Annotated in this window: 28 protein-coding genes and 1 pseudogene; 21 read left to right on the top strand and 8 right to left on the bottom strand. The window is 49.7% G+C overall.

The window, feature by feature from the left end; genetic code table 11:
• Window positions 1–72: 72 nt before the first annotated feature.
• On the top strand, window positions 73–1,371 hold the full coding sequence (locus HMPREF9473_RS07330; RefSeq protein WP_006779443.1) for an MATE family efflux transporter: 1,299 nt from the start codon (window positions 73–75) through the stop codon (window positions 1,369–1,371).
• A 220-nt stretch (window positions 1,372–1,591) separates the two neighbouring features.
• Here the strand turns inward: HMPREF9473_RS07330 and HMPREF9473_RS07335 are convergent, their stop codons facing one another.
• A complete protein-coding gene (locus HMPREF9473_RS07335) occupies window positions 1,592–2,545 on the bottom strand; it encodes a helix-turn-helix transcriptional regulator (RefSeq protein ID WP_006779444.1) in 954 nt (317 codons plus the stop codon).
• A gap of 294 nt (window positions 2,546–2,839) precedes the next feature.
• Here HMPREF9473_RS07335 and HMPREF9473_RS07340 point away from each other — a divergent pair, with 294 nt between their 5' ends.
• Window positions 2,840–3,262: a cupin domain-containing protein gene (locus tag HMPREF9473_RS07340; RefSeq protein ID WP_006779447.1), complete on the top strand. Its 423-nt coding sequence runs from the start codon at window positions 2,840–2,842 to the stop codon at window positions 3,260–3,262.
• Between the two features lie 62 nt (window positions 3,263–3,324).
• Window positions 3,325–4,074: a carboxymuconolactone decarboxylase family protein gene (locus HMPREF9473_RS07345; protein ID WP_006779448.1), complete on the top strand. Its 750-nt coding sequence runs from the start codon at window positions 3,325–3,327 to the stop codon at window positions 4,072–4,074.
• Between the two features lie 19 nt (window positions 4,075–4,093).
• Here HMPREF9473_RS07345 and HMPREF9473_RS07350 read toward each other — a convergent pair whose 3' ends face one another.
• The 3 genes from HMPREF9473_RS07350 to HMPREF9473_RS07360 form a co-directional block, all read right to left on the bottom strand.
• Window positions 4,094–4,339, bottom strand: coding sequence for a hypothetical protein (locus HMPREF9473_RS07350; protein WP_006779449.1), 246 nt, complete (start codon window positions 4,337–4,339; stop codon window positions 4,094–4,096).
• A 317-nt stretch (window positions 4,340–4,656) separates the two neighbouring features.
• Entirely contained in the window at window positions 4,657–5,526 is an 870-nt protein-coding gene (locus HMPREF9473_RS07355) for a tyrosine-type recombinase/integrase (RefSeq protein WP_006779450.1), read from the bottom strand.
• 108 nt (window positions 5,527–5,634) lie between these two features.
• Window positions 5,635–5,853 carry a helix-turn-helix domain-containing protein gene (locus HMPREF9473_RS07360; protein ID WP_006779451.1) on the bottom strand — a complete coding sequence of 73 codons (219 nt, stop codon included), beginning with the start codon at window positions 5,851–5,853 and terminating at the stop codon, window positions 5,635–5,637.
• Window positions 5,854–5,995: 142 nt separating this feature from the next.
• Here HMPREF9473_RS07360 and HMPREF9473_RS07365 point away from each other — a divergent pair, with 142 nt between their 5' ends.
• Both HMPREF9473_RS07365 and HMPREF9473_RS07370 read left to right on the top strand, forming a co-directional pair.
• Window positions 5,996–6,910: a DUF6809 family protein gene (locus HMPREF9473_RS07365; protein ID WP_006779452.1), complete on the top strand. Its 915-nt coding sequence runs from the start codon at window positions 5,996–5,998 to the stop codon at window positions 6,908–6,910.
• A gap of 97 nt (window positions 6,911–7,007) precedes the next feature.
• On the top strand, window positions 7,008–7,817 hold the full coding sequence (locus tag HMPREF9473_RS07370) for an Rpn family recombination-promoting nuclease/putative transposase (protein ID WP_006779453.1): 810 nt from the start codon (window positions 7,008–7,010) through the stop codon (window positions 7,815–7,817).
• Between the two features lie 242 nt (window positions 7,818–8,059).
• Here HMPREF9473_RS07370 and HMPREF9473_RS28370 read toward each other — a convergent pair whose 3' ends face one another.
• Window positions 8,060–9,799 (bottom strand): thioester domain-containing protein, encoded by a 1,740-nt coding sequence (locus HMPREF9473_RS28370; RefSeq protein ID WP_006779454.1) that lies wholly within the window; start codon window positions 9,797–9,799, stop codon window positions 8,060–8,062.
• A gap of 189 nt (window positions 9,800–9,988) precedes the next feature.
• Between HMPREF9473_RS28370 and HMPREF9473_RS07385 the strand changes: the two genes are divergently transcribed.
• A complete protein-coding gene (locus HMPREF9473_RS07385; protein WP_006779455.1) occupies window positions 9,989–10,798 on the top strand; it encodes a sirohydrochlorin cobaltochelatase in 810 nt (269 codons plus the stop codon).
• A 51-nt stretch (window positions 10,799–10,849) separates the two neighbouring features.
• On the opposite strand, the gene HMPREF9473_RS07390 is transcribed toward HMPREF9473_RS07385, so the two are convergent.
• Both HMPREF9473_RS07390 and HMPREF9473_RS07395 read right to left on the bottom strand, forming a co-directional pair.
• Window positions 10,850–11,161 carry an AzlD domain-containing protein gene (locus HMPREF9473_RS07390; protein WP_006779456.1) on the bottom strand — a complete coding sequence of 104 codons (312 nt, stop codon included), beginning with the start codon at window positions 11,159–11,161 and terminating at the stop codon, window positions 10,850–10,852.
• 1 nt (window position 11,162) lies between these two features.
• Window positions 11,163–11,954, bottom strand: a complete 792-nt coding sequence (locus HMPREF9473_RS07395) for an AzlC family ABC transporter permease (RefSeq protein WP_006779457.1) — start codon at window positions 11,952–11,954, stop codon at window positions 11,163–11,165.
• 519 nt (window positions 11,955–12,473) lie between these two features.
• Between HMPREF9473_RS07395 and HMPREF9473_RS07400 the strand changes: the two genes are divergently transcribed.
• From HMPREF9473_RS07400 to HMPREF9473_RS27580, 7 genes are all read left to right on the top strand, one after another.
• Window positions 12,474–13,325: a hypothetical protein gene (locus tag HMPREF9473_RS07400; RefSeq protein ID WP_006779458.1), complete on the top strand. Its 852-nt coding sequence runs from the start codon at window positions 12,474–12,476 to the stop codon at window positions 13,323–13,325.
• A 36-nt stretch (window positions 13,326–13,361) separates the two neighbouring features.
• A complete protein-coding gene (locus HMPREF9473_RS27270; protein ID WP_157140203.1) occupies window positions 13,362–13,538 on the top strand; it encodes a hypothetical protein in 177 nt (58 codons plus the stop codon).
• Window positions 13,539–13,786: 248 nt separating this feature from the next.
• Window positions 13,787–14,863 (top strand): tryptophan--tRNA ligase, encoded by a 1,077-nt coding sequence (gene trpS / locus HMPREF9473_RS07405; RefSeq protein ID WP_034858093.1) that lies wholly within the window; start codon window positions 13,787–13,789, stop codon window positions 14,861–14,863.
• A 4-nt stretch (window positions 14,864–14,867) separates the two neighbouring features.
• The gene (locus HMPREF9473_RS07410) at window positions 14,868–16,385 is read left to right on the top strand and encodes a D-alanyl-D-alanine carboxypeptidase family protein (RefSeq protein ID WP_006779460.1); all 1,518 of its coding nucleotides are present in this window, start codon (window positions 14,868–14,870) and stop codon (window positions 16,383–16,385) included.
• Between the two features lie 188 nt (window positions 16,386–16,573).
• Window positions 16,574–17,149 carry a hypothetical protein gene (locus tag HMPREF9473_RS07415; protein WP_006779461.1) on the top strand — a complete coding sequence of 192 codons (576 nt, stop codon included), beginning with the start codon at window positions 16,574–16,576 and terminating at the stop codon, window positions 17,147–17,149.
• A gap of 97 nt (window positions 17,150–17,246) precedes the next feature.
• Window positions 17,247–17,417, top strand: coding sequence for a winged helix-turn-helix domain-containing protein (locus HMPREF9473_RS28480; RefSeq protein ID WP_347509106.1), 171 nt, complete (start codon window positions 17,247–17,249; stop codon window positions 17,415–17,417).
• A complete protein-coding gene (locus HMPREF9473_RS27580; protein ID WP_006779462.1) occupies window positions 17,368–17,517 on the top strand; it encodes a hypothetical protein in 150 nt (49 codons plus the stop codon). Before HMPREF9473_RS28480 ends, HMPREF9473_RS27580 begins: the two co-directional genes overlap by 50 nt.
• A gap of 24 nt (window positions 17,518–17,541) precedes the next feature.
• Here the strand turns inward: HMPREF9473_RS27580 and HMPREF9473_RS07420 are convergent, their stop codons facing one another.
• Window positions 17,542–17,796 carry a helix-turn-helix domain-containing protein gene (locus HMPREF9473_RS07420; protein WP_006779463.1) on the bottom strand — a complete coding sequence of 85 codons (255 nt, stop codon included), beginning with the start codon at window positions 17,794–17,796 and terminating at the stop codon, window positions 17,542–17,544.
• Window positions 17,797–18,071: 275 nt separating this feature from the next.
• On the opposite strand from HMPREF9473_RS07420, the gene HMPREF9473_RS07425 reads away from it, so the two are divergent.
• From HMPREF9473_RS07425 to HMPREF9473_RS07460, 8 genes and pseudogenes are all read left to right on the top strand, one after another.
• Window positions 18,072–18,827: a DUF6062 family protein gene (locus HMPREF9473_RS07425; RefSeq protein WP_006779464.1), complete on the top strand. Its 756-nt coding sequence runs from the start codon at window positions 18,072–18,074 to the stop codon at window positions 18,825–18,827.
• Between the two features lie 12 nt (window positions 18,828–18,839).
• Window positions 18,840–19,712, top strand: coding sequence for a metallophosphoesterase (locus HMPREF9473_RS07430; protein WP_006779465.1), 873 nt, complete (start codon window positions 18,840–18,842; stop codon window positions 19,710–19,712).
• 86 nt (window positions 19,713–19,798) lie between these two features.
• On the top strand, window positions 19,799–20,596 hold the full coding sequence (locus tag HMPREF9473_RS07435) for a segregation and condensation protein A (RefSeq protein ID WP_006779466.1): 798 nt from the start codon (window positions 19,799–19,801) through the stop codon (window positions 20,594–20,596).
• Between the two features lie 9 nt (window positions 20,597–20,605).
• Window positions 20,606–21,478: an SMC-Scp complex subunit ScpB gene (gene scpB / locus HMPREF9473_RS07440; protein ID WP_006779467.1), complete on the top strand. Its 873-nt coding sequence runs from the start codon at window positions 20,606–20,608 to the stop codon at window positions 21,476–21,478.
• 169 nt (window positions 21,479–21,647) lie between these two features.
• The gene (nrdD, locus tag HMPREF9473_RS07445; RefSeq protein ID WP_050810017.1) at window positions 21,648–23,807 is read left to right on the top strand and encodes an anaerobic ribonucleoside-triphosphate reductase; all 2,160 of its coding nucleotides are present in this window, start codon (window positions 21,648–21,650) and stop codon (window positions 23,805–23,807) included.
• Between the two features lie 42 nt (window positions 23,808–23,849).
• The gene (nrdG, locus tag HMPREF9473_RS07450; RefSeq protein ID WP_006779469.1) at window positions 23,850–24,341 is read left to right on the top strand and encodes an anaerobic ribonucleoside-triphosphate reductase activating protein; all 492 of its coding nucleotides are present in this window, start codon (window positions 23,850–23,852) and stop codon (window positions 24,339–24,341) included.
• Window positions 24,342–24,382: 41 nt separating this feature from the next.
• Window positions 24,383–24,817 (top strand): dUTP diphosphatase, encoded by a 435-nt coding sequence (locus HMPREF9473_RS07455; protein WP_006779470.1) that lies wholly within the window; start codon window positions 24,383–24,385, stop codon window positions 24,815–24,817.
• Between the two features lie 20 nt (window positions 24,818–24,837).
• Window positions 24,838–25,061: pseudogene (locus HMPREF9473_RS07460) on the top strand (tetratricopeptide repeat protein); the annotation flags it as partial.

The raw sequence follows: 25,061 nt of genomic DNA on the forward strand, positions 1-25,061 counted from the left end.
AGGTTATAGAAATAGAAAACAATCATATGGAGTGATAAAAACGCCATTTTTTACAAGAAACTGTTTTCACTTGTGCTGCCGATTGCCTTTCAGCAATTTATGCTGGCGGCCGTCAGTGCATCGGATGCCCTGATGCTGGGATTTGTGAATCAGGATTCTCTTTCCGCCGTATCACTGGCCGGGCAGATTACCTTCGTATTCAACCTTTTTATGGGCGGCCTGACAATGGGAACCAGTATTCTGGCAGCACAGTATTACGGGAAAGGGGATATGACATCCATTGAAAAAATCTTTGCCTATGTCATAAAAGTATCTTTCCTGATATCCGCAATCTTCTTTCTGGCAACACTTTTTATTCCGGAAACCCTGATGCGGATATTCACAAACGAGCCGCAGCTGATATCAAGCGGAATTGTGTATCTTCGCGTTGTTGCGCCATCGTATTTGTTTACCGGCATTTCCCAGATTTATCTGTGCATTTTGAAAAACACAGGTTATGCCATTAAAAGTATGGTGATCGGCTCCACCGCCGTGGTAATCAATATTTTCTTAAATGCCGCGTTGATTTATGGACTGCTGTTTTTCCCTGAGATGGGAATTGCGGGTGCGGCTCTGGCAACGTCCATATCAAAGCTGGTAGAAATGGGATGGGCCTATCTTGAGTCCCTGCGGGAAAAGAGAGCCAGACTGCGCATAAAATATTGTTTTACAACAGAAAAAAATCTGGTGCGGGACTATTGGAAATATACAATGCCGATGCTTGGCGACTACCTGGTGTGGGGCTGCGGCTTTACTACATATTCCGTTATCATGGGGCATCTGGGCAGTGATGCCGTGGCGGCCAATTCCATTGCCAACATTGTCAAAAACCTGATTGTCAGTTTTTGTACCGGACTTGGAAACGGCGGCGGTATTATTGTGGGAAATGAGTTAGGCATGGGAAATTTAAAGCAGGCAAAAGAATATGGAGGCCGTCTCTGCAGGCTCGCTGTCATAAGCGGCGTCCTATCCGGCGTGTTTTTAGTAGCGCTTACCCCCGTCATCGTAAAGGTCACCACATTAAGTCCGCAGGCGACAGGATATCTTAAATGGATGTTGATTCTGTGCGCCTGTTATATGGTTGGAAAGTCCATTAACATGACAACCATAGCCGGGATATTTCCCGCAGGTGGAGACTCTAAGTTTGGCCTGATTTGTGATGCGGTTACCATGTGGGCCTTTGCAGTTCCGGCCGGTTTCTTAGCGGCCTTTGTCTGGGACCTGCCGGTAGTCATTGTCTTCCTGATTATCAATCTGGATGAGATTGTGAAGCTGCCGGCGGCCATCCTCCATTACCGGAAATACGGATGGCTGAAAAACCTTACAAGATAGAAACGAAATCAAAATAAATGAAGAATGAAATAGGAGGGATTCGCTTGGAGGTACGATGAAAACCATTTTAAAGGCGCGGCCAATATCCCAATCGAAGAACTGGACAGCGAAGCGGAGGATGCGTTATATATGAAGACTCCGGTTGGCAGACCAGCAATAAGGCGGACACATGTATAATATGAAAGAAAAAGAACGCCCATAAAGGCCCTATGCCTGCATATTACTTCCGCGCCGCAATATATTCGCGGGGAGAATATTGAAAGTATTCGCGGAATGCTTTATAAAAATTGCTGCTGTTGCTATAACCAAGCAGCATGGCAATCTCCTCGATGGACAGACTGGTTCCCTTTAACAGAATGACAGCGCGTTCCATCCGCTGTTCCAGTAGTATCTCCGAAAATGATTTCCCCAGCTCCCGGTGAAGAAGCGTGGAGATGTAGTTGGGGTGGTAAGAAAAATGTTTTGCAATATCTTTGAGCGTCACGGTATCAAAATGTTCGCTCATATATTGGAGAATCTTTTCCGATGTATTTTCGGCCGCGGACGTCCTGGTCGTCTGAACGAATTGCCGCGCAACCTGCAGTAGAAAAGACAGGGCCAGTGATTTTAAGACAACCTGGGTGTCCTCCTGCTTATTTGCATACTCTATCACCATCATTTCAAGCAAAGTTCGTATATTACAGTCATCTTCGATTTTAAAATGGATGAATTCCTCGGAGAATTCGTTGGTTGCCGGGTCAAGCAGAAAATGAAACAGTCTGGTATTGGAAGACAGCATGGGTAAGAAGGTTCTGAAAAATGTTTCCCGCTGTATCAGAACACCGATAATTGTCGTCTCTTTGTCATCATGGACGCAGAGCGCATGTCCCGCAAAAGGCTGCCCGGCATAGAGTTCCCCCTCCCGGATGGTAATACGGTTGTCATACTTATAGCTGATAGAATCGTATTCCCCCTGGTAGGTAAAATTAAAATAAAAGAAATCATGCCGATGGAAGAGTTCCTGCCGTCCGCCACTTTTATGGACACAGATTAGAATCTCCTCATCCGGCGGTCCCGGCCAGCGAAACATTTTCTCCGACTGTCTGCCAACAGGAACATCGTGATAGGTCCAATCCAATGTCAAAAACTGCTCCCGAAGCTGTTCCACGGATGCACATAATACTTCTTTTCCCATTCTGCCCCTCCTTTGCTAATTTGTCTTTTATTATATCAAAGGGGAGGAACCTGTACAAGGTTTATGATGCAGCTTATGGGAGATACGCTGCATTTGCATGATGTGGGAGTTCCCATAGGAAATGCTGGAGCCCATGTGGAAATCTTTTTTCGTGTTAACTAAAAGATAATACGATGTAAACTTTTTTCATATTCTGTTTTTAAAGTTGTTCCTTTATAATAAGCATAGAATTTGAGAATAAGTAACAGAAGGCACAGCGGTATTTTCAGGAAAGAAAATGGAGGTTTCAGTGTTATGGATAAGGAACAGATGAATAAGGATTTGGGACCGGGGGCTGTTTTCCCGATTGGAGATGAAAATACAGCCTTTGCACAGTATTTTACCGGGGAATGTTATCTGAATATGTTGACGACGAAAGGAGTGGGAATCGGAGTGGTGACCTTTGCGCCAAAGACAATTAACGCATTTCATATCCATCATAAAGGCGGTCAAATCCTTTTGGTTACAGGCGGAAGAGGCTGGTATCAGGAGGAGGGTAAGCCGGCGCAGGAGCTGCATCCCGGCGATGTGGTCAATATTCCGCCGGAGGTCAAGCATTGGCACGGCGCGGCAAAGGACAGTTGGTTTCAACATCTGGCCGTGGAGGTTCCGGCAGAGGGGGCATCCAACGAATGGCTGGAGTTTTTGGAACCTGATGAATATGAGAGGTTGAAATGATGTCCTTGCGGGGAGAAACATGCGGGCAGGAGAGTGTAGACAGGAAAACAGGAGGTTTGGAAATGATGTCGGAAGATTATGGGGACTGGAATCCTGGGAAAATGTTCTCGGAGAGTGGTTCTGAGCTTTGTGGAACGGATGCGGAATTTGTGGAGTTGTTTGAGAGGTTTGCCGGTGGGGAAGTGGCGGGAGGCAGCAGTCTGGATGGCCGGACCCGGATGATGGCGATTCTCTCGGCGCTGCTTGGATGCCAGGGGCTGGAGACATTTCGGATGATGCTGCCCGGAGCGGTTCAGGCCGGTGTGACGCCGGTGGAGATAAAGGAGATCGTGTATCAGGCCACGGCCTATCTGGGGATGGGGCGGACGTTGGAATTTTTGACGGCTGTCAATACCTGGCTGATGGACCAAGGGATTGCCCTTCCGCTGGAGGTGCAGGGAACTGTGACTGTGGAGGACCGGGTGGAAAAAGGGGAGCAGGCGCAGGTGGATATCTTTGGGGAGCATATGAGAGGATTTTCCAGTTCGGGACCGGAGGAGTCACGGCATATCAATCGTTGGCTCTCGGGGAACTGCTTTGGAGATTATTATACGCGTAAAGGGCTTGATTACAGACAGAGGGAGATGATAACCTTCTGCTTCCTGGCAGCGCACGGAGGCTGTGAGCCACAGCTGGTTTCCCATGCGGCCGCCAATATGAGGATTGGAAATGACAGGCATTTTCTGATAGAAATTATTTCGCAGTGTCTGCCCTATGTGGGGTATCCACGCAGTCTGAATGCACTGCGGTGTGTGAACGAAGCGGCAAAATAAGGGGACTGAAGGCGGAGGTTCAGCCCTGATGCGTGTGTAATTCCCGACGCAGGTATTGATAGGCAGAGGCTGGTGTCTCAAATGCCTGTTCTTTGGATTTTAAGATGTAACTCACGGCATCGGACCATTCTTTCAGGGAGTAGTCCTCGGGATTGAGGTTGTCCAGGGCGGCGCAGATATTCGCTCTGTATAAATTCGAATGTAAATCAGAAATATAGGCAGCCCCGGCAAGATTGGTTAACTGCTGAAGTAAGTATTTTTTCAATTGTCATTTCCTCCCTGTTCGTAAATTTGCACACTTCGGTTTCAAAAATATGAGACGAAACAACATAATGATGATTATGTTGTTGGATCATCAAAATTCCGGGGGACCGGGGTGTAAAAATAAGAAAAATCGTAAGAAAAAAGCATGAGAACCAGGCGGGAAAACAGCGATTTCTGTTCCCGCCTGGTTTCCATGCTTGTGATGGAAGCCCGATGATGGTTTCTTGCTTTTTTACGGTGTATATGGTAATATTTAGTATGTAGCAATTCATTTATTTCGTTGTATCCAACAACATAATCATCATTATGTTGTCTTCCCTATAATCTGGCAAAAACTAATCCCATTTTATCAAGCTGTTTTGCGTGCCGTCCGCCGCTTTCCATGGTGTAAATTCTGGTGGTGCTGATATTGACATGTCCCAGCAGGTCGGCCAGCTTGGACAAATCCTTCTCCAGATCATAGTAGGTTCTGGCAAATAAATGACGGAGATTGTGGGGAAATACCTTCCCCGGCGCCACCCCGGCGCTTTCACACAGGGCTTTCATGTCCCGCCAGATATTGGAGCGGTCAATCGGTTTGCCATTTTTGGTGCAAAACACCGTACCGCTCTTGATCCGCTGTTTCCGGCAGTAGTTGTGCAGGGCGCGGACCAGTGACGCCGGTAGAAATACCGTTCGCGTCTTGCCCTTGCAGTCGACCAGGGCCCGTCCGGTCTGCAGGGCTTCCGCTGTGATAAATGGCAGCTCCGACACCCGGATGCCTGTTGCACAGATGGTCTGAAGAAGCAGTGACAGGCGGCAGTTCTTCTCCCGCTCGGCGGCTGCCACAAGGCGGCGGTATTCCTCCCGCGTCAGTTCCTTCTCCGGTCTGGAGAATATTTCCCGCTGTATTTTCAACGGTTTTACCTTCCAACCCGTCAGCCCGGCAAAATCCAGAAACGTGTTGACAGCCGCCAGCATGGAATTGACGCTGGCCGGCGCATAAGATTCCATCAGATACCCCTTCCAGGAGAGCAGCGAATCCTTATCCATTTCCCGCCCATCCAGATAAGAAAAAAGCGCCCGAAGGTCGCGGATATACTTAGCCACCGTATTCGCACTCCGCTCCTCCCGCCGCAAAAACGTCTCAAACTCCCCAATCGCAGACACCGCTGCCATTACCGGTTGCTTATCCTGTCTCATATTCATGGTCTACTCCTCACATTTTAATTAAGATATTTATATTGTAACAAATAATGTGAGGGATATACCGCAGATAAGCGACGCAAGAAATATAAAAAAAGAAAGTGTTTATAATCAATCACTTTCTTTTTCCTCATCCATGGTGTATTCAATGATATCGGTAATATCACATTTAAATTTATTGCACAGGTCATTTAGTGTATTTAAAGTGATACTTCTGTTATGTTTTAAATTATCAAGAGTACCTCTGCTCATATGATAGTGTTCAATTAAATCGTATTGAGAGATATTTTTATCTTTTAACGTTTTCCACAGCGGTTCAAAAGTTATCATTTTATATACGCTCCTATGTATAGAGTGTACAGGCTTAAAATTGTAAATAATATTCCCAAAATTATGGGAATCTATGTTATACTACTGAAAGGGCATTAAAACACCCTAAAGGCTATTATTAAAAAAAGATTGGAGAAGAAATATGATATTAACATTTTCACAATTACATGATTTATCAGAGGTAATATTTGGTTTAATGACAGGTGTTTATGATTTAGATGTATTTGTTTCGCCTTATAATGCACTGATACAAAACGAATTTTCACTAAATAATGGCAGGGCAGTCGAAGCATACAGTTCTATTTATACCGGGATTGAATCCTTACAGGACTTACTGAATAAATTGAAAAACGACAGTGAGGAAGATAAAGCATTTGATTGTTTAAGAAACAGTATCGATGATTTGTTAAAGGAAATTTGTACAAGCGCTATTGCAATTGGATATCTGGTTTCAAAAGGGTATGTAACTTTGGATATAAAAGAAGCACCATATGAAAAATATTTCAGACTGCAATTTATTCGAGAAGATGGTATTGGATATCGAAGATATAATCAATTAATTTCGGCAATGGAGAGAGTGCGGAAATTATTTATTGATTTAGGTGATAAGGATAATGGAGTAGAGGAATTTTTGGAAATGATACAGGATTCCATAGAACAGGAATATTCAATTTTGACTCACATTGCATATTCACATGGGGAATCTGTCGGAAATGGAACGTATCCTTTATGGTTAGAAAATGAAGGTGACAGAATGAATAAAACCATACAACAGGGTAAGGTCAATGTTTCAAAAGAAATGTTATTAGCGATGTATCATGACCCGTGCTCAATTTTTGAAAACAAATTGGCAAGTTTGCCATATACCAATAAGGTTGTTTTACTCCAAATGAAGGGTAGAGATGAACTAGAGAGACAATTGCCCTCAGATTTAAAAGATTTATTTAATAAAACTTGTTTTTACCAATCACTGACAAACCAGACGGAAATTGATAATGCTTTCTATCATGGATTTCAGTTTGGTTTGAATTTGGCGGTTGAGGTACTACATAAATAAGAAAATGGGGTGAGGTATTGCCCTGATTTGGAGTATGTGTTATAATGAAGCCAGCAAATAGGATTGTCACCGCCTTGCTGCATCGGAGAGGCGGATTATGACACAAAAGAAACCTTTTAAGGAATTGCAATTTTCAGATGCATTTATGTTTGCGGCAGTAATGGAAGATGAGGAGATTTGCCGGGGCGTGTTGGAGCGGGTGCTGGGGATTCCGATTCGCAACGTGAGGGTTCGGACGGAAGCGGCACTTTTGGTGAATCCGGATTTTCGGGGAGTGCGGCTGGATGTGCATGCGGATGATGAACAAAAGACTGTGTTTGATGTGGAAATGCAGACGACCAATAAGCACAATCTCCCAAAACGAAGCCGTGGCTATCAGGGGCAGTTAGATATGATGCTTCTGAGGCCGGGGATTGATTTTAAGGAACTTCCGAAAAGTTTTATTATTTTTATCTGCACCTTCGACCCGTTTGGGCATGGGAGATACCGCTATACGATTGATTCGCGGTGTCGTGAAACGGGAGAAGAATTTGGAGATGAGGCGTATAAGATATTCTTGAATACCAAGGGCGGGGACTTTGGAGGAGAACCGGAGGAATTGGTCCATTTTCTGAAATATGTAGAGGATGCTGAATATGGGAAAGAATGCATTTCAGATTCTCTGATTCAGAAAATTGATACCAGAGTAAAACAAATCAAGCGCGAACGTGGAATGGAGGTGCAGTATATGTTGTTTGGTGAAATGCTTGATGACGAACGGGAAGAAGGGCGTACAGAAGGGCAGAATAGACTTCTTAGGTTGATAAGTTCCATGAAAGATGGAGGGGATGTTGAGAATATTTTTCTTTTAGGAGACAACCCTGAGCTTTTGCGGAGTATGTATGATAAATATCATGTAGAGGCATGATATGAAACGGTAGTGTTCAAAGGCCGCCGGTTTCTATACCGGCGGCGGAATCTAAAGAGAATTCAAATTATCATAAAATCTTTGATTTCCATTTATATCATTATTTAAATTTTTAAGATGTACAGGCAGGGACTGTCTTATTTGCTAAAGTAATTGAAAGAGTTGGAAGTATATGGGGGCAGAGGACTTTTGAATAAGGGCACCTCACAGTTTTATGTGAGGCACCCACTGATTTCATTGAGTTAATGCTTAGAAGAACAGTGTTTACAGGGACATTGATGTCCACATGGACAAGGCCGGCATGGAGGCTTTGGCGGACATGGTGGCTTGGGAGGACATGGTGGTTCCGGAGGACATGGCGGTCCCGGAGGGAACGGAGGCATCGGAGGACATGGCGGTCCCGGAGGGAACGGTGGCTCCGGAGGGTAAGGTGGTCCCGGAGGGAACGGTGGCATCGGAGGGTATGGTGGTCCCGGAGGGAATGGAGGCATCGGAGGGTAAGGCGGTTCCGGAGGGAACGGTGGTCCTGGCGGATATGGCAGCATTGGCGGATAATTTGGCCATGATGTCCACGGAGAGCATGGCGGAAATGGGAATATAGGCCATGGAAACCAGTTTGACCATGGGGGCATTTCGCTGGATGAATTGTTGTTATTGTTATTATTGTTGTTATTATTATTGCTGGTATTGTTATTGCTGGTATCGCTATTGCTGCTGTTGCTATTACTGCTGTTGCTGTTACTGCTGTTGCTATTGCTGCTGTTACTATTACTACTACTACTATTATTACTGCTATTGTGGTTATTATTATTGTTATTATTGTTATTATTAATAAGAATCCCACTCTTCTTTTTCCCGCCGCCACACTTCATCCCCTGCGTCCCAACGCACACGCAGACAGATGCATTTACCGTCACCTCTTCGTCCTCCAGCGTCGTCCCAATCGGCTGGTAATTCAGCGCGGTGCTGGTCGGGTCCATGGTGATGACCCGGGTGATAGTAGCGGTGAAGGAGGCCCGGATGGTAAAGCAGATATAATCCCGGATCGCCCGGATGGCAATATAAAACTCCTCGCCAATCTCCGGCGCATCGATGGCATTTCCACAGAAATCCATGAAGGAGGCGGAGAAACCCTCCTTGCACACGCAGAGCGGCTCGATTGTGATAGACGGCTGGCCGATAAGGTTGGAGTTGGAGCTGAGTCTAAATGGGCCGATGAGCAGCCGGCCGCAGACGGAGCGCACTTCATCCGGACAGCCGTTAAAGACAAGGTAGGGCACACTGGCGTCCGACGGAATCGTTCCCGTGTTGCAGCAGTCAATCCCTCCCTTTTTGCAGCAACAGGAAGGCGGATTGGCGGCAGTCGGTGGGAGGGGGCTTAAGACGGAGTCCGCATATTGCCCGGAAAGTTCCAGCAGCCGGAGGACAGTGGCGCGGAGTCTGGCTGACTTCGGGTGCTGGGCGTCGGTGGAGCAGTCGAGAAACTGGACCGCGTCAATGTTTATTTGCCCTAAAAGTACCCAGAGCGCCACCTGGACGGCCGCATAGGCGTCATTGTCATCCAAAGGCGGACTGGCGCTGTCATCGACGCCGGCCAGTGCAAAGGTCTGGTGGGCAGTGGTGACAGGAAACGCATTTGCCATAATCCAGGCCAGCATCTGCTTCTGCCTGGCAGTGGCATTTGGGAAAATGGTTTCGAAGGGCGCACTTTGATAGGGAACATCATTGTACGGTCCGTCCGCAAATTTATCAAGACAGTAGGCAAACTTGGTGACGCCGTTTACCGTAGACTGAAACTGGAAAATATATTGGTGGTCCGGCATGTCCAGATGGTATCTGGATGCTTCCGTCTGGGGCAGGTCACAGTAGTTGCGCACCTGATCGTCACCGGTGGCCGTCCCTGTGGTACCCGTATCGTTATTGATGACAAATGGCCGTGAACTCGGCCGGGCGTTGTCATCGGGAGTAATGATTGGTATCATAAATGATTTCTCCTGAAACGTTCTTTTACCTTATGGTATGCGAAAGAAGCGAGACATGTTCCTGCCCGTCCGCCCGCGTCACACGGGGAATTGATGGAGATTCCATTTCATGGTATACTTTTAACTGCTGCATCCGGGCCAGGAGCCGGGAAGCAGTAAGATGGAAAACAGGAAGGATAACATGACTCAATGACATCAGGAAGAAAAGCCATTTTGGTAATCAGTTTCGGGACCAGTTACAACACAACGAGGGAAAGGACCATCGGGGCGATTGAGCAGGCGGTGGCGGAAGCATTTCCGGACTATGAGATGAGGCGGGCGTTTACCAGCCAGAAGATTATCAATAAATTGAGGAAGCGGGACGGGGAAGCGATTGACAATGTGAAGGAGGCCATGGAGCGTCTGCTGGCGGACGGGATTGAGACGCTGGTAATCCAGCCCACCCACGTGATGAGCGGCTATGAGTACGAGGACATGATGGAAGAACTGGAGCCGTACCGCGCTCGTTTTGCTTCGTTTGCCTGCGGGAAACCGCTTCTTAGCGATGACGGCGATTACGAGGCCATGGCGAAAATACTGACGGAGGAAACCGCCGGTTACCGTGGAGAGAAGACTGCTATCTTGTACATGGGGCACGGAACGGGCCATACGGCCAACGAGGTTTACGAAAAGCTGGAAAACCGTTTGAGAGCATGCGGATATGAGGATGATTACATAGGAACGGCCGAGGGAACGCCCTCTTTAGATGAGGTGGCCGAGACGCTGGGGAGGGGAGAGTACGACAGAGTGGCGCTCTTCCCCCTGATGATCGTCGCCGGAGACCACGCCTGCAACGACATGGCCGGTGACGAAGAGGATTCATGGAAAATGGTGCTGACATCCAAAGGATATCTGGTAACCTGCGTTTTGAAAGGCCTGGGCGAGTACGCCGGCGTGCAAAAGCTGTTTGCAGAACATGCCAAAATGGCCATGAGAGAGCAGGAAACGACCATTTTCTAAACACGCATCAAACCCGTATTAAACCCGCATTAAACCCGCATTAAATCCACATTAAACCCGCATCAGCAGTTCCGCGAGAAACACCACCACGCAGCAGGAAGCCGATACCTTGAAAAGGCTGGCCCCGCGCCACGCCAGTGCGATTCCCGCCACCAGCGCCAGCGCTCCGGACACTGGCGTCTGCGTGGCGTCCAGAATCGCCGGAAATGTCATCACTGCCAGCGTCACATAAGGCACATAATATAAAAACGAGCGCAGAAACCGGTTGGTAATCTGCCTGCGAATCAGCGTCAGCGGCAGCACACGGATGGCGAAGGTCACACCTGCCATCACCGCCAGATAGACATAGATATTCCCTGTCATGTCACTGGACCTCCTTATCAGATACTTCATCCCTGTCAATCGGGAACAGAACCGCCGCCGCCCCGGCAATCACCACCGTCAGCAGAATCGTCCGTGTCCCTCCGGAAATGCCGGCCAGTGCGGGCAGATGTACGGACAGAAAACTGGCGGCGAAGCTGAGCAGTACCAGTCCGGCCACCACCTTATCGTTTCTGGCCGGCGGGATAATCACCGCCAGAAACATGCCGTAAAGGGCCACGCTCAGCGCGCTGGCGGCCCGAAGGGGCAGAACATTGCCCACCACCACGCCCAGCCAGGTCCCAAGGGCCCAGCCCGGCATTGCCACGGCCATAGCGCCGTAATTATAGTAAGGATTGAGATATCCCGGCCTTGCAATGGAGATACCGAATATCTCGTCCGTCACATCATATCCAACCAGCAGCCGGTGGATGAGCGGTGCGCCGGGAGCGAATTTCTGGCTCAGGGCACAGCTCATCAGCAGATATCTGGCGTTGGTTATCAGCGTCAGCAGCGCCACCTCCCAGTAGGAGGCCCCCGCCGCAATCAGCGCAAATCCTACGTATTCCCCAGCCGAAGCATTGTTTAAAAGACTGGCCAGCATTCCCTGAAATGCGGTCATTCCGGCTTTCTGTATGGCAGTTCCAAGGGTAAAGGAGACGGCCAGGTAGCCGAGAGCGATGGGCATCCCATCCCGCACCCCGTCCCGGAACGCCTGTCTTCTGGTGCTGGCCATCTGCCTGTCCCGGATTCCGGTATTCTTATTGATCGTCCCTGCTGTCATATCGTCGCACATCACTGGACTCCTCCTGTTTTGTGTAATATTTCCGAGGTATATTGTACCTTCATTCCCAGTTTTTGTAAACCCGGTATTGTGGTAACACGACAAAGGGATATCACATGAAATGGATAAAATCATCCGGAATAAGAGCCCCTATAAGAAGAAATTTCTTCTAAAAGATATCTCTTGTCTTAAGACATGGAAAACAGCGGGAAACAGAGGCCGGAGAAAGAGAAAAAGCAATATAAGCAATAAAATATAATAAAATTAAAATAAAATAGCAAATCATGTTCATTGCCAAAAAGTTAACAGAGTGTCCCTAAAGAGAGAATTAAGCAGCTTTTGAGGGTGCTGGAGCCGGATTTCCCCCATTTCATGTACAAAATTCAATACAATCCAGGTTTTTCGAGAAATTTTTTTTATTTTTTCGAAAAAGTTTGTCGCATTTTTTCTCTTTAAATGGTATACTAACAACAGAGTAGTCCCTAAAATTACGAATGTGGGACAAGATACGCCAGATTAGGAGGGATAATCATGGATATTTATGAACTTATCAATGAGATGGTACAGTGCAGGGACATACCTGTGGCGGTGGACAAACTGCTGGAATTTGTGGATGCCGCCTTGGCGGATGAAAATAAGGAAGAGGTAGTCGGCACCTTTTATCAGAACGTGCTGGACGAGACATTGATGGATTACATAGAGAGTGCAGGAGATGGCGGCTATGAAGTCTATACCGGAGACGACGCCGCGGGGAAATACCTGGCGCTGACACTTCCACCTCTTGGAACTCCCTTCAGGACCCTTCAAAAGATTAAGAAGTCCGCTGAATTTACGAAGAAATATGTCTGCGCGCCCATCGGCAGAGGCATTACCGAGGAGCGGGTGCGGGAGATCATGGAGTACATGAATCACGAGTACCGGTTCACCGAGCTGGTATTTGGCGGAAAGAAGGCCATGATTTGTCTTCTGGATTACAGCCACACCGGATATGACAGTGAATTTTTGACCATGGCGGACGAGGATGGCATGAGCCACCACATGATTATGTTCCATATGAACAACTGCACCAACGTCAACCCGGAAGCCGTATTCTTCCACGAGCTGGGCCACGCCCTCCATGCCAGATACACAGGCAATTTAAACCGGATCCCGGAGGACATCGTAGGAATCCTGAAAGACACCTGCATGCCCAAAATCTCTTCCTTAAAGGATGCGGAGAAAATGGAGGTCATCGCCGATGTTCTCGGTATGGGTCTGATGTACGAGAGCGGTTTCGAGAAATACGACGGCTTCCCGGAGATACAAAAACACGACAAAGCCTTCTTCCACGACATGGTTGTAAGAATGTTCGAGTTGATTAATGAGCAGGTATTGGGTGTTTAGTGGGGAAATGGGAACGAATTGAGAAGTAAATGAGGCATGGCAGATGATTGTCATGCCTCATTTTTGGTCTTGGGTGGGAGGAAAGTGGGGAGAGTGGAGAGAGGGGAGAGAAGAGCGTTTAATGGGCAGGTGAGGGGGGAATGGACAATTGTAGGAAAATTGAAAGAAATAGGGGTAGGAATTTTCGGTGGTGGATGGTATAATTTTTTATAGCTATGAGCAGGGCAGTCATGGAATTGGAAATGCCCGGAGGCGAGCTCGCTCGTCGCAGGACATTTCCAATTCCATGACTATGCGGCGACAGCCGCAAAGCGAAATGGAGCGAAGCGGAATTGAGCGTCCCTGCGGACTACCCCCCGCCACTCCCGCCCCTAGCCAATCACAGGAGGAAAACATGGAACCCATAGAAAACAAACCAAACAAAGACATCAACCAAATCTCAACCCCCCCCAAAAAAGAAAATCATCCTAACCGGAGACCGCCCCACCGGCAAGCTCCACGTAGGCCACTACGTAGGCTCCCTAAAACGCAGGGTAGAACTCCAAAACTCCGGCCAATATGACGATATATTCATCATGATAGCCGACGCCCAGGCCCTAACCGACAACGCGGACAACCCCGAAAAAGTAAGACAAAACATCATCGAAGTTGCCCTCGACTACCTTTCCTGCGGCTTAGACCCCTCAAAGTCCACCCTCTTCATCCAGTCCCAGATTCCCGAGCTCACCGAGCTCACCTTCTATTATATGAATCTGGTAACCGTATCCCGGGTGCAGAGAAACCCAACGGTAAAGTCGGAAATCAAGATGAGAAACTTCGAAGCCAGCATCCCGGTAGGCTTTTTCGTCTACCCCATCAGCCAGGCAGCGGACATCACCGCCTTCAAGGCCACCACGGTCCCGGTTGGTGAAGACCAGCTTCCCATGATAGAGCAGACCAGAGAAATCGTCCGCAGTTTCAACACCACCTACGGCGAAGCCTTAGTAGAGCCTGACGTTCTTCTCCCGGACAACAAAGCCTGTCTGCGCCTTCCAGGCACCGACGGCAAAGCAAAGATGAGTAAATCCCTTGGCAACTGCATTTACTTATCCGACACCCCGGAGGACGTGAAGAAAAAAGTCATGAGCATGTTCACCGACCCCAACCACCTTCGCGTGGAGGACCCGGGCCAGGTAGAGGGCAACCCGGTATTCACCTACCTTGACGCCTTCTGCAACGACGGACATTTTGCAGCATTCTGGCCGGACTACAACAATTTGGACGAATTAAAGGCCCACTACATGAGAGGCGGCCTGGGCGATGTCAAGGTAAAACGCTTCTTAAACGAAGTTCTCCAGGCAGAGCTTGAGCCAATCCGTGCCAGAAGAAAAGAATTTGAAAAAGACATTCCAGGCGTCTACGAGATCCTGCGCCAGGGCAGTTTAAAAGCCAAAGAGGTTGCGGCCCAGACCTTATCCGACGTCAAGAGCGCTATGAAAATAAACTATTTTGAGGACACAGAACTGATAAACAGCCAGACAGAAAAATTCGGAGAGTAGACAGATGAAGAAATGGAAAAGACTAGTCAGTGCCACCGTGGCGGCCTGTCTGCTGTGGAGCATGCCCGCGCAGGCCACCGTGGCGGGTGGACCAAGCGGTACCTCCGGCGGCCAGAGCGTGGAGACAGAAGCGCCCTCCGGAGCCGGACAGCCAAATGTCGGCGCCCAGGTGGTAGACCGCCCGGGTGACGGCCTTGGAAACTCCGGAGGCACATCCGGCACTCCCGGCGCCACCGGAACCACAGGCGGCTCCAACACCTCGGGTTCCACCGCCGCCAGCGGCGGCCCGGCATTTTCCGGCGCTGGCAGCAGTACTGACACCAATACTGGCGCCAGCACCGGCTCAACTCCCGGTTCCAATACCGGCAGTACCGGCACAACCACCGGCGCCATCAACACTAACATAACCTCCGCCAACATCGCCAAACCGGAGATACAATCCCAGGGCGCCGTCCTGATGGACGCCGCCACCGGCAATATCCTCTATGAGAAAAACAGCACCACGAAATATTACCCGGCCAGCATCACCAAGCTGATGACGGCCCTCCTGGTAATCGAGCGCTGCAATCTGGAGGACACCGTGACCTTCTCTGCCAAAGCCACCACCAACCTGGAGGCCGGCGCGGTATCGTTAAACATCACGGAAGGCGATAAACTGACCGTCCGCCAATGCCTCTACGCCCTGTTGCTGAAATCGGCCAACGAGGTAGCCAACGGCCTGGCGGAGCACGTGGCAGGCAGCAACGAGGCATTTGCCAAGCTGATGAACGAGAAAGCGGCGGCACTCGGTTGTACCAATACCAATTTCGTCAACCCACACGGCCTGAACGACAGCAATCACTACACCACGGCCAGAGACATGGCCCTGATTGCCAGAGCGGCATTCCAGAACGATACCCTGAGAGCCATCGACACGACTCTCAGCTACCAGTTCCCGGCCACCAAGAAGGAGAAAGCCAGGACCCTGACCATGGGCCACAAGATGATGTACTCCACCGATTCCCGGTATTATCCCGGCATTATCGGTGGCAAGACCGGCTACACCTCCCTGGCGGGAAACACCCTGGTGACCGCGGTGGAGAAGGACGGCGTGCGTCTCATTGCCGTCATTTTAAAGAGCAAGAACACCCACTATGCCGACACCAAAGCCCTGCTGGACTACGGCTTTGAGGTGATGAAAACCGGAGGAACCGTGACGACGTCAGCCACCACAGGCAGCTGGAAGCAGGATTCCACCGGCTGGTACTACATAAAATCAGACGGCAGCCGTGCCTCCAACGAGTGGCAGACCATAAGCGGCGAGGACTACTGGTTTGATTCCAACGCCTACATGGCCACCGGCTGGAGACAGTTCTCCAACGGCTCCTGGTACTATTTCAAACCAAGCGGCGCCATGGCCGTCAACGAGTGGGCCGAGAATAAGGGAAAATGGTTCTACTTAGGCGCGGACGGCGCCATGCTAAAGAACACCACCACCCCGGATGGCTACCGGGTGGATGGCAGCGGAGTCCGCCAGAATTAATGAAAAACCAATTATGAAAATGGGATGGTATTAGAAAATTAATTGAAAAAGAAGGGAATGTATTATGCTGCGGCATAAACATTCCCTTCTTTTTCTCCTACACTTTATTGGATCTCAGCATAGTGAATTGGTTTTTTTATAAAAATCGTCTATAATAAAAACAGAGATGTGGAGGGGAGGTGTATATAATGCCGGAGAATAAAAACTGGAAATTTGAATTAGAAGAATATATGAGGCAGGGAGAACCAGATCAAGTCGAGAAAAGTGAAGCCTGGCAAACGGCCATCGGTTTACAAGCAGTTGATGGTTTGAGAATTTCCGAGTACTTGCTTGAAACGGCGAAGGCACATATTGAAGGTAAGATTGGCATTGATACAGCGCAAAGGAGAATTCAAAGCTATTATGAGGAGAGGAAAGACAGAATAGAAATAGAGGGTGATACGAGGGAGGCGGATATCGTTTCATCCAGAATAGTAGCACTTCTTGGCGAAAAAACATTTCAGTTTTCACCAGCGGAATGGCAGGAGATTCATCGAAGATTATTTGACGGAATTCTTGATAATGCCGGAGAAATCAGACCTTATAATATTACAAAAAAAGAGTGGGTGTTAAAAGGAGATACCGTTTTATATGCATCCTGCAAGAGCATTCAGGCAACCTTAGATTACGATTTTAATAAGGAAAAGCAATTTTCGTATGCGGGTTTATCCGTTTCGGAATCTGTAAGGCATATTGCAGAGTTTACATCTGGAATATCAATCTGACAGGAAGGAAAGAACGGTTCAAAGTGCAGGGGAAGATATTTCAAAGTGCACAAATGACACTTTGGATTGCACTTTAGAGGAATTAGTACTATTAAGATTGATACAACAGGAACCCACAATTACGCAAAAGGAACTGGCTGTTAAAGTTGGAAAATCTGAGCGTACCATAAAGAAAAGAACGGTGGAATTGCAAGAAAAAGGATATATCAGGCGGCTTAATGGAAGAAGAAATGGAAGATGGGAAATTCTTGGTGAATTACCACAATAGTGATAATGGCGGCGTCAGGGAAGACGTGAAAGGAATAACAACGAAAGAAGACCTCTGCGAGTCCAAGACTGGCTCAGAAAGGTCTTCTTTCTTTTTGTGACTATCGGTCAACTATGTAGGATACTTAAGCTTCCTCCTGGATTTCAGCCTTGGCCCCGTTTGGGAAAGGGCTTTCGCTGTCGTCCAGATGGAATTCCATGATGTCAGAGATAGAGCAGTCGAGAATCGTGCAAAGAACGCCAATGGTATGTGTGGAAACATACATGTTCTTACGCAGCCGGCTGATTTGTCCGGAACTGAAGCCATAATGCTTGATGAGCCGGTACTGGCTGATCTTGCGCTTCTTCATGGTTTCCCATAATGGGTCATAAACAATCATGCAGTTCACCTCCTTTATAATGTTATTAAAGCATTAATATCCAGATGCGTTTATTAGCCACAAGTGGGTAATAATTGGAAAATACTGGAAATTATGGCGACATTTTGCGAAATTCCGGGAAATAAATGGGCTGACTACTTGACGCAGGTCTTTCCATGCGTGTATGATGGGTATCACAGGATTTCATAAAAGTATCCCTTATTAGAAAGGTAATCCGTAAGAAAATGTCACAAAAAACGGAAAAATTTTCATAAAAAAGAAAGTGAGGAAGCGCCGTGAAGGAAAAATTATATACCATAGAGCTGACAGACGCCTTAAAATCCGGCGACGAATGTCCTTTTTGCTATATCGAGCGGAACCTGGAGCAGTCGGCCATCGAGTTTGTGCTGGGCTCCTCCTATATGGAGAGCGATATCCGGGACAAGACGGACAGACAGGGCTTCTGTAAAATACATACCAAGAACATGTTTGATTATGGAAATTCTCTTGGAAATGCCTGGATTCTCAAATCCCGGCTGGAATATCTGCGCCGCGGTCTGAAAACCCAGATGGATGACTACACCCCCGGAAAGGCGGCTCCCGTATGGCGGCGGAAAAAGAGCGATGGGGAGACACCCGGTCCCGGCAGCTGGATTCGGGAGGAGGAGAGTCACTGCTATATCTGCGGCAGAATTCAGGAGACCTACGGGCGGGTGCTGGACACCTTCGTCCACATGCTGCGCCATGAGAAGGATTTTATGGATATGGTGGGCCAGTCCAAGGGGTTCTGCATCCACCATTTTGCAGATTTGTGCGACGTGTGTGAGAGAAGTCTGAACCAGAAGGAGAAAGAGCAGCTGTTCCCGGTGTTATTTGCCCAGATGGAGAAGGAACTTACCAGAATGCAGGAGGATATCGACTGGTTTATCGAAAAATACGATTACCGCAACGCCGACGCTGACTGGAAGACATCCAAGGACGCGGTGCAGCGGACCATGCAGAAGATTGTCAGCGGCCATCCGGCCGACCCGGTATTTAAAAACAGAAAATAGGAGCTTGATAAGATGATATGGATATTGGCCGCGGTCTGCGGACTGTTATTACTTATATATATGCGTTCCGAGTATGAGAAAAAGCATTTTTCCGTGGATACTTACGAAATCCGCTCGGAGAAGATTCACGAGGGGGAGAGAACCTTCGTATTTCTGTCGGACCTTCATGACAACCGGTTCGGCGCCGGACAGAAGGACCTTCTGGAGGCCATCGCAAAGGTGAAGCCGGATGGGGTAATTCTTGGCGGCGACATGATGATTACCGACGGTTCAAAGGATTATGTGGACACGGAGCGGGCCCTCTATCTGGTGCGGCAGCTGGCGGGAAGATACCCGGTATACTACGGATTTGGCAACCATGAGAGCCGGATGAACTGGTCCAAACGGCAGTTCGGAAATGTGTACGAGGAGTACTGTGAGAAATTGCGCCAGGCCGGCGTTCACATTGTGAAGGGCCGGGAGCGGTATGAGATAGGGGGAGACATTGCGATAGCTGGGGTGGAACTTCCCAAAGAGTGCTACCGGAAATTCTCCCCGGAGCGGCTGGATGCCCGCCTTTTGTCCATCCAGATGGGGGAGGCCGAGAAGGAACGGTACCAGATCCTGCTGGCACACACACCGATTATGTTTAAACAGTATCAGACCTGGGGAGCGGATTTGACGCTGTCAGGTCATTTTCATGGGGGAACCATCCGTCTGCCGCTGCTTGGCGGTCTGATGACGCCCCAGTTTCAATTTTTCTACCGCTACTGCGGCGGCCGGTTTGAGAAGAACGGACACACCCTGATCGTCAGCCGGGGCCTGGGGACCCATTCGGTGAATATCCGTCTGAACAACCAATCCCAGCTGGTGGTGGTGAAGTTAAAAGGGAAAATGGATCAGTAAGAGGCATTTACAGAGACAGCCATTTCATGATATACTGAATCAATATGTGTTCTCCGCCGGGCGGCGGAGCGGAAGTTGAGGGAATTATGGAACTGTCTTACAAACTGGAGAGTTTTGAGGGGCCGCTGGATTTGCTCCTTCATCTGATAGAGAAGAATAAGGTGAGCATTTACGATATCCCCATCGTGCTGATTACGGAGCAGTATCTGGCCTACGTCAGCAATATGGAGACGGAGGATTTGAACATTGTCAGCGAGTTTCTGGTGATGGCGGCCACCCTGATTGATATCAAGGCCAGAATGTTATTGCCGGCGGAAGTCAACGAGGAGGGCGAGGAGGAAGACCCGAGAGCCGAGCTGGTTGCCAGACTGCTGGAATATAAGATGTACAAATACATGGCCGTGGAGCTTCAGGATATGGAAGTGGGGGCGGAGAAGCACCTGTACAAGGAACCCACCATCCCCAAGGAGGTGGCCAGGTACGAGGCGCCGGTGGATTTGGACAAGCTGCTGGACGGGCTGACACTGGCCAGACTGCAGAGCATTTTCGAATCGGTGATGAAGCGGAACGCCGACAAGGTGGACCCCATCCGAAGCAAGTTTGGCAATATCAAGCGGGAGCCGGTGAGTCTGGAGATGAAGATTGGCTCCGTCATGGGCTATGCCAGAAGCCACCGCAAGTTCAGCTTCCGGCAGCTTTTGGAACGGCAGGCGGACAAGCTGGAGGTGGTGGTCACCTTCCTGGCCGTGCTGGAACTGATGAAGATTGGGAAAATATATCTGACACAGGAGCATACCTTTGACGATATGTACATAGAGACCCTGGAGCCGGAGGGCGAGAGCGGGGAGCTGGACCTGGAAGGTCTGGATGATTTTGAGGGATAGAGGACGGAAATGATGGAAGCGGGAAACAAGGTCATAGATGTAAAAGAGGTTCTGGTGATGGAAGATTATACGGAGGAAGAAAAGCAGCCAAAGCCACAGGGCATTTACCCGGAAGAGCAGTGGGAAGCCATTGTGGAGGCGGTGCTGTTCACCATGGGCCAGTCCGTGGAGCTCAAGCAGCTGGCGGTGGCTATCGACCAGGATGAGAAAACCACAAAACAGGTGGTGGAGAGCCTGAAGAGCCGGTATGAGCGGGAAAAACGGGGCATGCAGATCATTGAGCTGGAATCCAGCTATCAGATGTGCACCAGGGCGGAGTACTATGAGAACCTGATCCGGGTGGCTTCCACGCCGAAGAAGCAGGTTCTGACGGAGGTGGTACTGGAGACCTTGTCCATCATCGCCTACAAACAGCCGGTGACCAAGATGGAGATAGAGAAAATCAGAGGCGTCAAGTCCGACCATGCGGTTAACCGTCTGGTGGAGTATAATCTGGTTTATGAGGTGGGGCGATTAGACGCCCCGGGACGCCCGGCCCTGTTTGCCACCACCGAGGAATTCCTGCGAAGATTCGGCGTCGGCTCCACCGAGGATTTGCCAACCCTGAACCCGGAGGCCGAGGAGGAGATAAAGTCCGAGGTGGAGGAGGAGTTACAGCTTCGTATGGAGGAGTTTGGAGGGGCGGCGGATGTGACGGAAGGTGATGAAGCCGCGGCGGCCGAGGAAGAGAACGGCGAAGCGGTGGCTGGGGAGAAGAATGACGAAGCCGCCACAGATGAAGAGTACGGCGAAGCAGCTGCCACTGCAGAGGAAGCGGCGGCCGGCATGGCGGAGAACCAGCCGGAAGATTCCCCCTCCGGGGAGACCGGCCTGACCGTCTAAAACTTTAAGAGAATCGTTCTTGACTTACCCTCTGGAACGTGATACCATTTATACCAGAGTTACACATGATATGGCGTGCAATGTGAAATGAATAAACTAGATATAGTATTCGGGCGTCCCGGTTTCCGGGGCGCCTTCAAAGACTGAACACGGCAGAAAACAAAGGAAAATGACTGATAAGAAGGAGGAAACGGGTGTGAATAGCAGTGAAATCAAAGTGATTAAAAAAGATGGAACTGAGGAAGATTTTAATGTCCAGAAGGTTGTGGTGGCAGTGAACAAGTCAGCCAACCGGGCTATGATTACCTTTTCACAGGCGGAGATTAACTTTATCTGCGAGTTTGTGGAGGAGAAGGCAAAGGAGATGGAGAGCAAGCGGATTCCCATCGCCCAGATGCACAACCTGGTGGAGGGAGCCCTAGAGAAGGTAAACCCACAGGTGGCCAAGAGCTACCGTGACTACCGCAACTACAAGCAGGACTTTGTCCAGATGTTAGACGACGTCTACAAAAAGAGCCAGTCCATCATGTACATCGGCGACAAGGAGAACAGCAACACCGACAGCGCCCTGGTTTCCACAAAGCGGAGCCTGATTTTCAACGAGTTAAACAAGTCCCTGTACCAGAAATTCTTTATGACGGTGGAGGAGCTTCAGGCGTGCAGGGAAGGCTATATCTACATCCACGACATGTCAGCCAGACGTGATACCATGAACTGCTGTCTGTTTGACGTGAAGGAAGTGCTCTCCGGCGGTTTCGAGATGGGCAACCTCTGGTACAACGAGCCAAAGACCCTGGACGTGGCCTTTGACGTCATCGGTGACATCGTGCTCAGTGCGGCCAGCCAGCAGTACGGCGGCTTTACCGTGCCAAGCGTGGAGGAGATACTGGCCCCCTACGCCGAGAAATCCTATGAAAAATACATTCAGAAATATACCGATCTGGGTCTCACCGAGGAGAAAGCCACCGAGGTGGCCTGGAAGGACGTGCAGCGTGATATGGAGCAGGGCTTCCAGGGCTGGGAGTACAAGTTCAACTCCGTATCCTCCAGCCGCGGCGATTACCCGTTTATCACCATGACGGCAGGAACCGGAACCAGCCGGTTTGCCAAGATGGCCACCATTACCATGCTGAACGTGAGAAAGAAGGGCCAGGGCAAGAAAGAGCACAAGAAACCGGTGCTGTTCCCGAAACTGGTATTCCTCTACGACGAGAAGCTTCACGGCCCAGGCGGCGAGCTGGAGGACGTGTTCGAGGCGGGAATCGAGTGTTCCTCCAAGACCATGTATCCGGACTGGCTTTCCCTGACTGGAAAAGGCTATATCGCCAGCATGTACAAGCAGTACGGAAAGATTATCTCCCCCATGGGCTGCCGTGCCTTTTTATCTCCCTACTATGAGCGGGGCGGCATGTATCCGGCGGACGACAAGGACGTTCCGGTATTCGTGGGACGGTTCAACATCGGTGCGGTCAGCCTGCACCTGCCCATGATTCTGGCCAAGGCCAGACAGGAGAGCCGGGATTTCTACGAGGTGCTTGATTACTACTTAAACCTGATTCGCAAGATTCACATCCGCACCTACGCTTACCTTGGGGAAATGCGCGCCACCACCAACCCGCTGGCTTACTGTGAGGGCGGCTTCTACGGCGGCCATTTAAAGCCCAACCAGAAGATTAAGCCATTGCTGAAATCTGCCACCGCATCCTTCGGAATCACGGCCTTCAACGAGCTTCAGGAGCTCTACAACGGCAAATCCCTGGTGGAGGACGGCCAGTTCGCCTTGGAGGTGCTGGAGCACATCAACAAGAAGATTAACGAGTTCAAAGAGGAGGATGGCAACCTTTACGCCATCTACGGAACGCCTGCCGAGAGTCTGTGCGGCCTTCAGGTGAAGCAGTTCCGCAACAAATACGGCATTGTGGAAAATGTCTCCGACAGGGAGTACGTCAGCAACAGCTTCCACTGCCACGTCACCGAGGATATCACGCCGATTCAGAAGCAGAACCTGGAGTATCGGTTCTGGGAACTGTGCAACGGCGGAAAAATCCAGTATGTGAAATATCCCATCGACTATAACCTGGAAGCCATCAAGACACTGGTGCGCCGGGCCATGGACATGGGACTCTATGAGGGCGTCAACTTATCCCTGGCCTACTGCGACGACTGCGGCCACCAGGAGCTGGAGATGGACGTCTGCCCGGTCTGCGGCAGCAAAAACCTGACGAAGATTGAGCGCATGAACGGCTATCTGTCCTACTCCCGCGTGAAGGGGGACACCCGTTTGAACGATGCCAAGATGGCGGAGATTGCAGAGCGCAAGTCCATGTAGGCACGGATTATCAGAACTAGAAAGCAAAGAGGATTAGGCAAAATGCGGTATCATAACATAACAAAAGATGACATGTTAAATGGAGACGGTCTGCGGGTGGTATTGTGGGTGTCCGGGTGCAATCACAACTGTAAGGAGTGCCACAATCCCATAACCTGGGATATCCGGGGCGGCCTTCCATTTGACCAGGCGGCCAAAGAGGAGTTGTTTGAGGAACTTGAAAAGCCCTACATATCCGGAGTGACCTTAAGCGGCGGCGACCCGCTCCACCCGGACAACCGGGAGGACATCGGAAAACTGGTGGATGAAATCTGCGACAAATTCCCCAACAAGACCATCTGGCTCTACACCGGCTATGACTGGGAGGACATCTGTCAGCTGCCCTTCATCCGCAAGGTGGATGTGGTGGTGGACGGGGAGTTCATCGTGGCGAAGAAGGACAACCGCCTGCACTGGAAAGGCAGCTCCAACCAGAGGGTCATCGACGTGCAGCGCACCAGGATGACCGGCGTCGTAGCTCTCCACGAGAGCTGAGAAAGCCATTGAATTGATAAAGAGAGAGGAACCAACCACACATGGAGACCATACAGATTAAATATTTTACCGACAAGATAGACAGACTGGCCTACATCGGCGGCAAATCCGACTGGATAGACCTGCGGGCGGCGGAGGACATTACCTTAAAGGCAGGAGAATTCAAACTGATTCCTCTTGGCGTTGCCATGAAGCTGCCTAAGGGCTACGAGGCACATATTGTGCCAAGAAGCTCAACATTCAAGAATTTCGGAATTATTCAGACAAATCATCAGGGCGTCATCGACGAGACCTACTGCGGCGACGGCGACCAGTGGTATTTCCCCGCCTTTGCCATGAGGGATACGACCATAAAGACCAACGACCGCATCTGCCAGTTCCGCATCATGGAACACCAGCCGGCCCTCCAGTTCAACGAGGTAGAAGCCCTGGCAGGCCAGGACAGAGGCGGAATTGGGAGCACGGGAATCCAGTAACTATCACATGAGGAAACGCCATGAACTATGTTCTTAAAACAACAGGAATCCTGCTGGCCACGGCCATGATGCTGAGCGGCTGCCAGGGAAGCAGTGAGAAATATACGTTCCGGGATACCGGAATTGAGCAGTTGAACGCGGGCAGTTACGGCGAGGCGATTCAGTCCTTTGACAGCGCCCTGGAGAAATCGGACGGTTTGGTGGGAACCTTTGAGGTGGATGTATTAAAATACCGGGCCGAGGC

This window comes from Hungatella hathewayi WAL-18680, assembly GCF_000235505.1.
GTDB lineage: Bacteria > Bacillota > Clostridia > Lachnospirales > Lachnospiraceae > Hungatella_A > Hungatella_A hathewayi_A.

Coding starts and splice junctions, on each gene's coding strand:
- HMPREF9473_RS07335 (WP_006779444.1), bottom strand. CDS start 2,545: ATGGGAAAAGAAGTATTATGTGCATCCGTGGAACAGCTTCGGGAGCAG.
- HMPREF9473_RS07340 (WP_006779447.1), top strand. CDS start 2,840: ATGGATAAGGAACAGATGAATAAGGATTTGGGACCGGGGGCTGTTTTC.
- HMPREF9473_RS07345 (WP_006779448.1), top strand. CDS start 3,325: ATGATGTCGGAAGATTATGGGGACTGGAATCCTGGGAAAATGTTCTCG.
- HMPREF9473_RS07355 (WP_006779450.1), bottom strand. CDS start 5,526: ATGAATATGAGACAGGATAAGCAACCGGTAATGGCAGCGGTGTCTGCG.
- HMPREF9473_RS07360 (WP_006779451.1), bottom strand. CDS start 5,853: ATGATAACTTTTGAACCGCTGTGGAAAACGTTAAAAGATAAAAATATC.
- HMPREF9473_RS07365 (WP_006779452.1), top strand. CDS start 5,996: ATGATATTAACATTTTCACAATTACATGATTTATCAGAGGTAATATTT.
- HMPREF9473_RS07370 (WP_006779453.1), top strand. CDS start 7,008: ATGACACAAAAGAAACCTTTTAAGGAATTGCAATTTTCAGATGCATTT.
- HMPREF9473_RS28370 (WP_006779454.1), bottom strand. CDS start 9,799: ATGATACCAATCATTACTCCCGATGACAACGCCCGGCCGAGTTCACGG.
- HMPREF9473_RS07385 (WP_006779455.1), top strand. CDS start 9,989: ATGACATCAGGAAGAAAAGCCATTTTGGTAATCAGTTTCGGGACCAGT.
- HMPREF9473_RS07390 (WP_006779456.1), bottom strand. CDS start 11,161: ATGACAGGGAATATCTATGTCTATCTGGCGGTGATGGCAGGTGTGACC.
- HMPREF9473_RS07395 (WP_006779457.1), bottom strand. CDS start 11,954: ATGTGCGACGATATGACAGCAGGGACGATCAATAAGAATACCGGAATC.
- HMPREF9473_RS07400 (WP_006779458.1), top strand. CDS start 12,474: ATGGATATTTATGAACTTATCAATGAGATGGTACAGTGCAGGGACATA.
- HMPREF9473_RS27270 (WP_157140203.1), top strand. CDS start 13,362: ATGGCAGATGATTGTCATGCCTCATTTTTGGTCTTGGGTGGGAGGAAA.
- HMPREF9473_RS07410 (WP_006779460.1), top strand. CDS start 14,868: ATGAAGAAATGGAAAAGACTAGTCAGTGCCACCGTGGCGGCCTGTCTG.
- HMPREF9473_RS07415 (WP_006779461.1), top strand. CDS start 16,574: ATGCCGGAGAATAAAAACTGGAAATTTGAATTAGAAGAATATATGAGG.
- HMPREF9473_RS27580 (WP_006779462.1), top strand. CDS start 17,368: ATGGAAGAAGAAATGGAAGATGGGAAATTCTTGGTGAATTACCACAAT.
- HMPREF9473_RS07420 (WP_006779463.1), bottom strand. CDS start 17,796: ATGATTGTTTATGACCCATTATGGGAAACCATGAAGAAGCGCAAGATC.
- HMPREF9473_RS07430 (WP_006779465.1), top strand. CDS start 18,840: ATGATATGGATATTGGCCGCGGTCTGCGGACTGTTATTACTTATATAT.
- HMPREF9473_RS07435 (WP_006779466.1), top strand. CDS start 19,799: ATGGAACTGTCTTACAAACTGGAGAGTTTTGAGGGGCCGCTGGATTTG.
- scpB (WP_006779467.1), top strand. CDS start 20,606: ATGATGGAAGCGGGAAACAAGGTCATAGATGTAAAAGAGGTTCTGGTG.
- nrdD (WP_050810017.1), top strand. CDS start 21,648: ATGACTGATAAGAAGGAGGAAACGGGTGTGAATAGCAGTGAAATCAAA.
- nrdG (WP_006779469.1), top strand. CDS start 23,850: ATGCGGTATCATAACATAACAAAAGATGACATGTTAAATGGAGACGGT.
- HMPREF9473_RS07455 (WP_006779470.1), top strand. CDS start 24,383: ATGGAGACCATACAGATTAAATATTTTACCGACAAGATAGACAGACTG.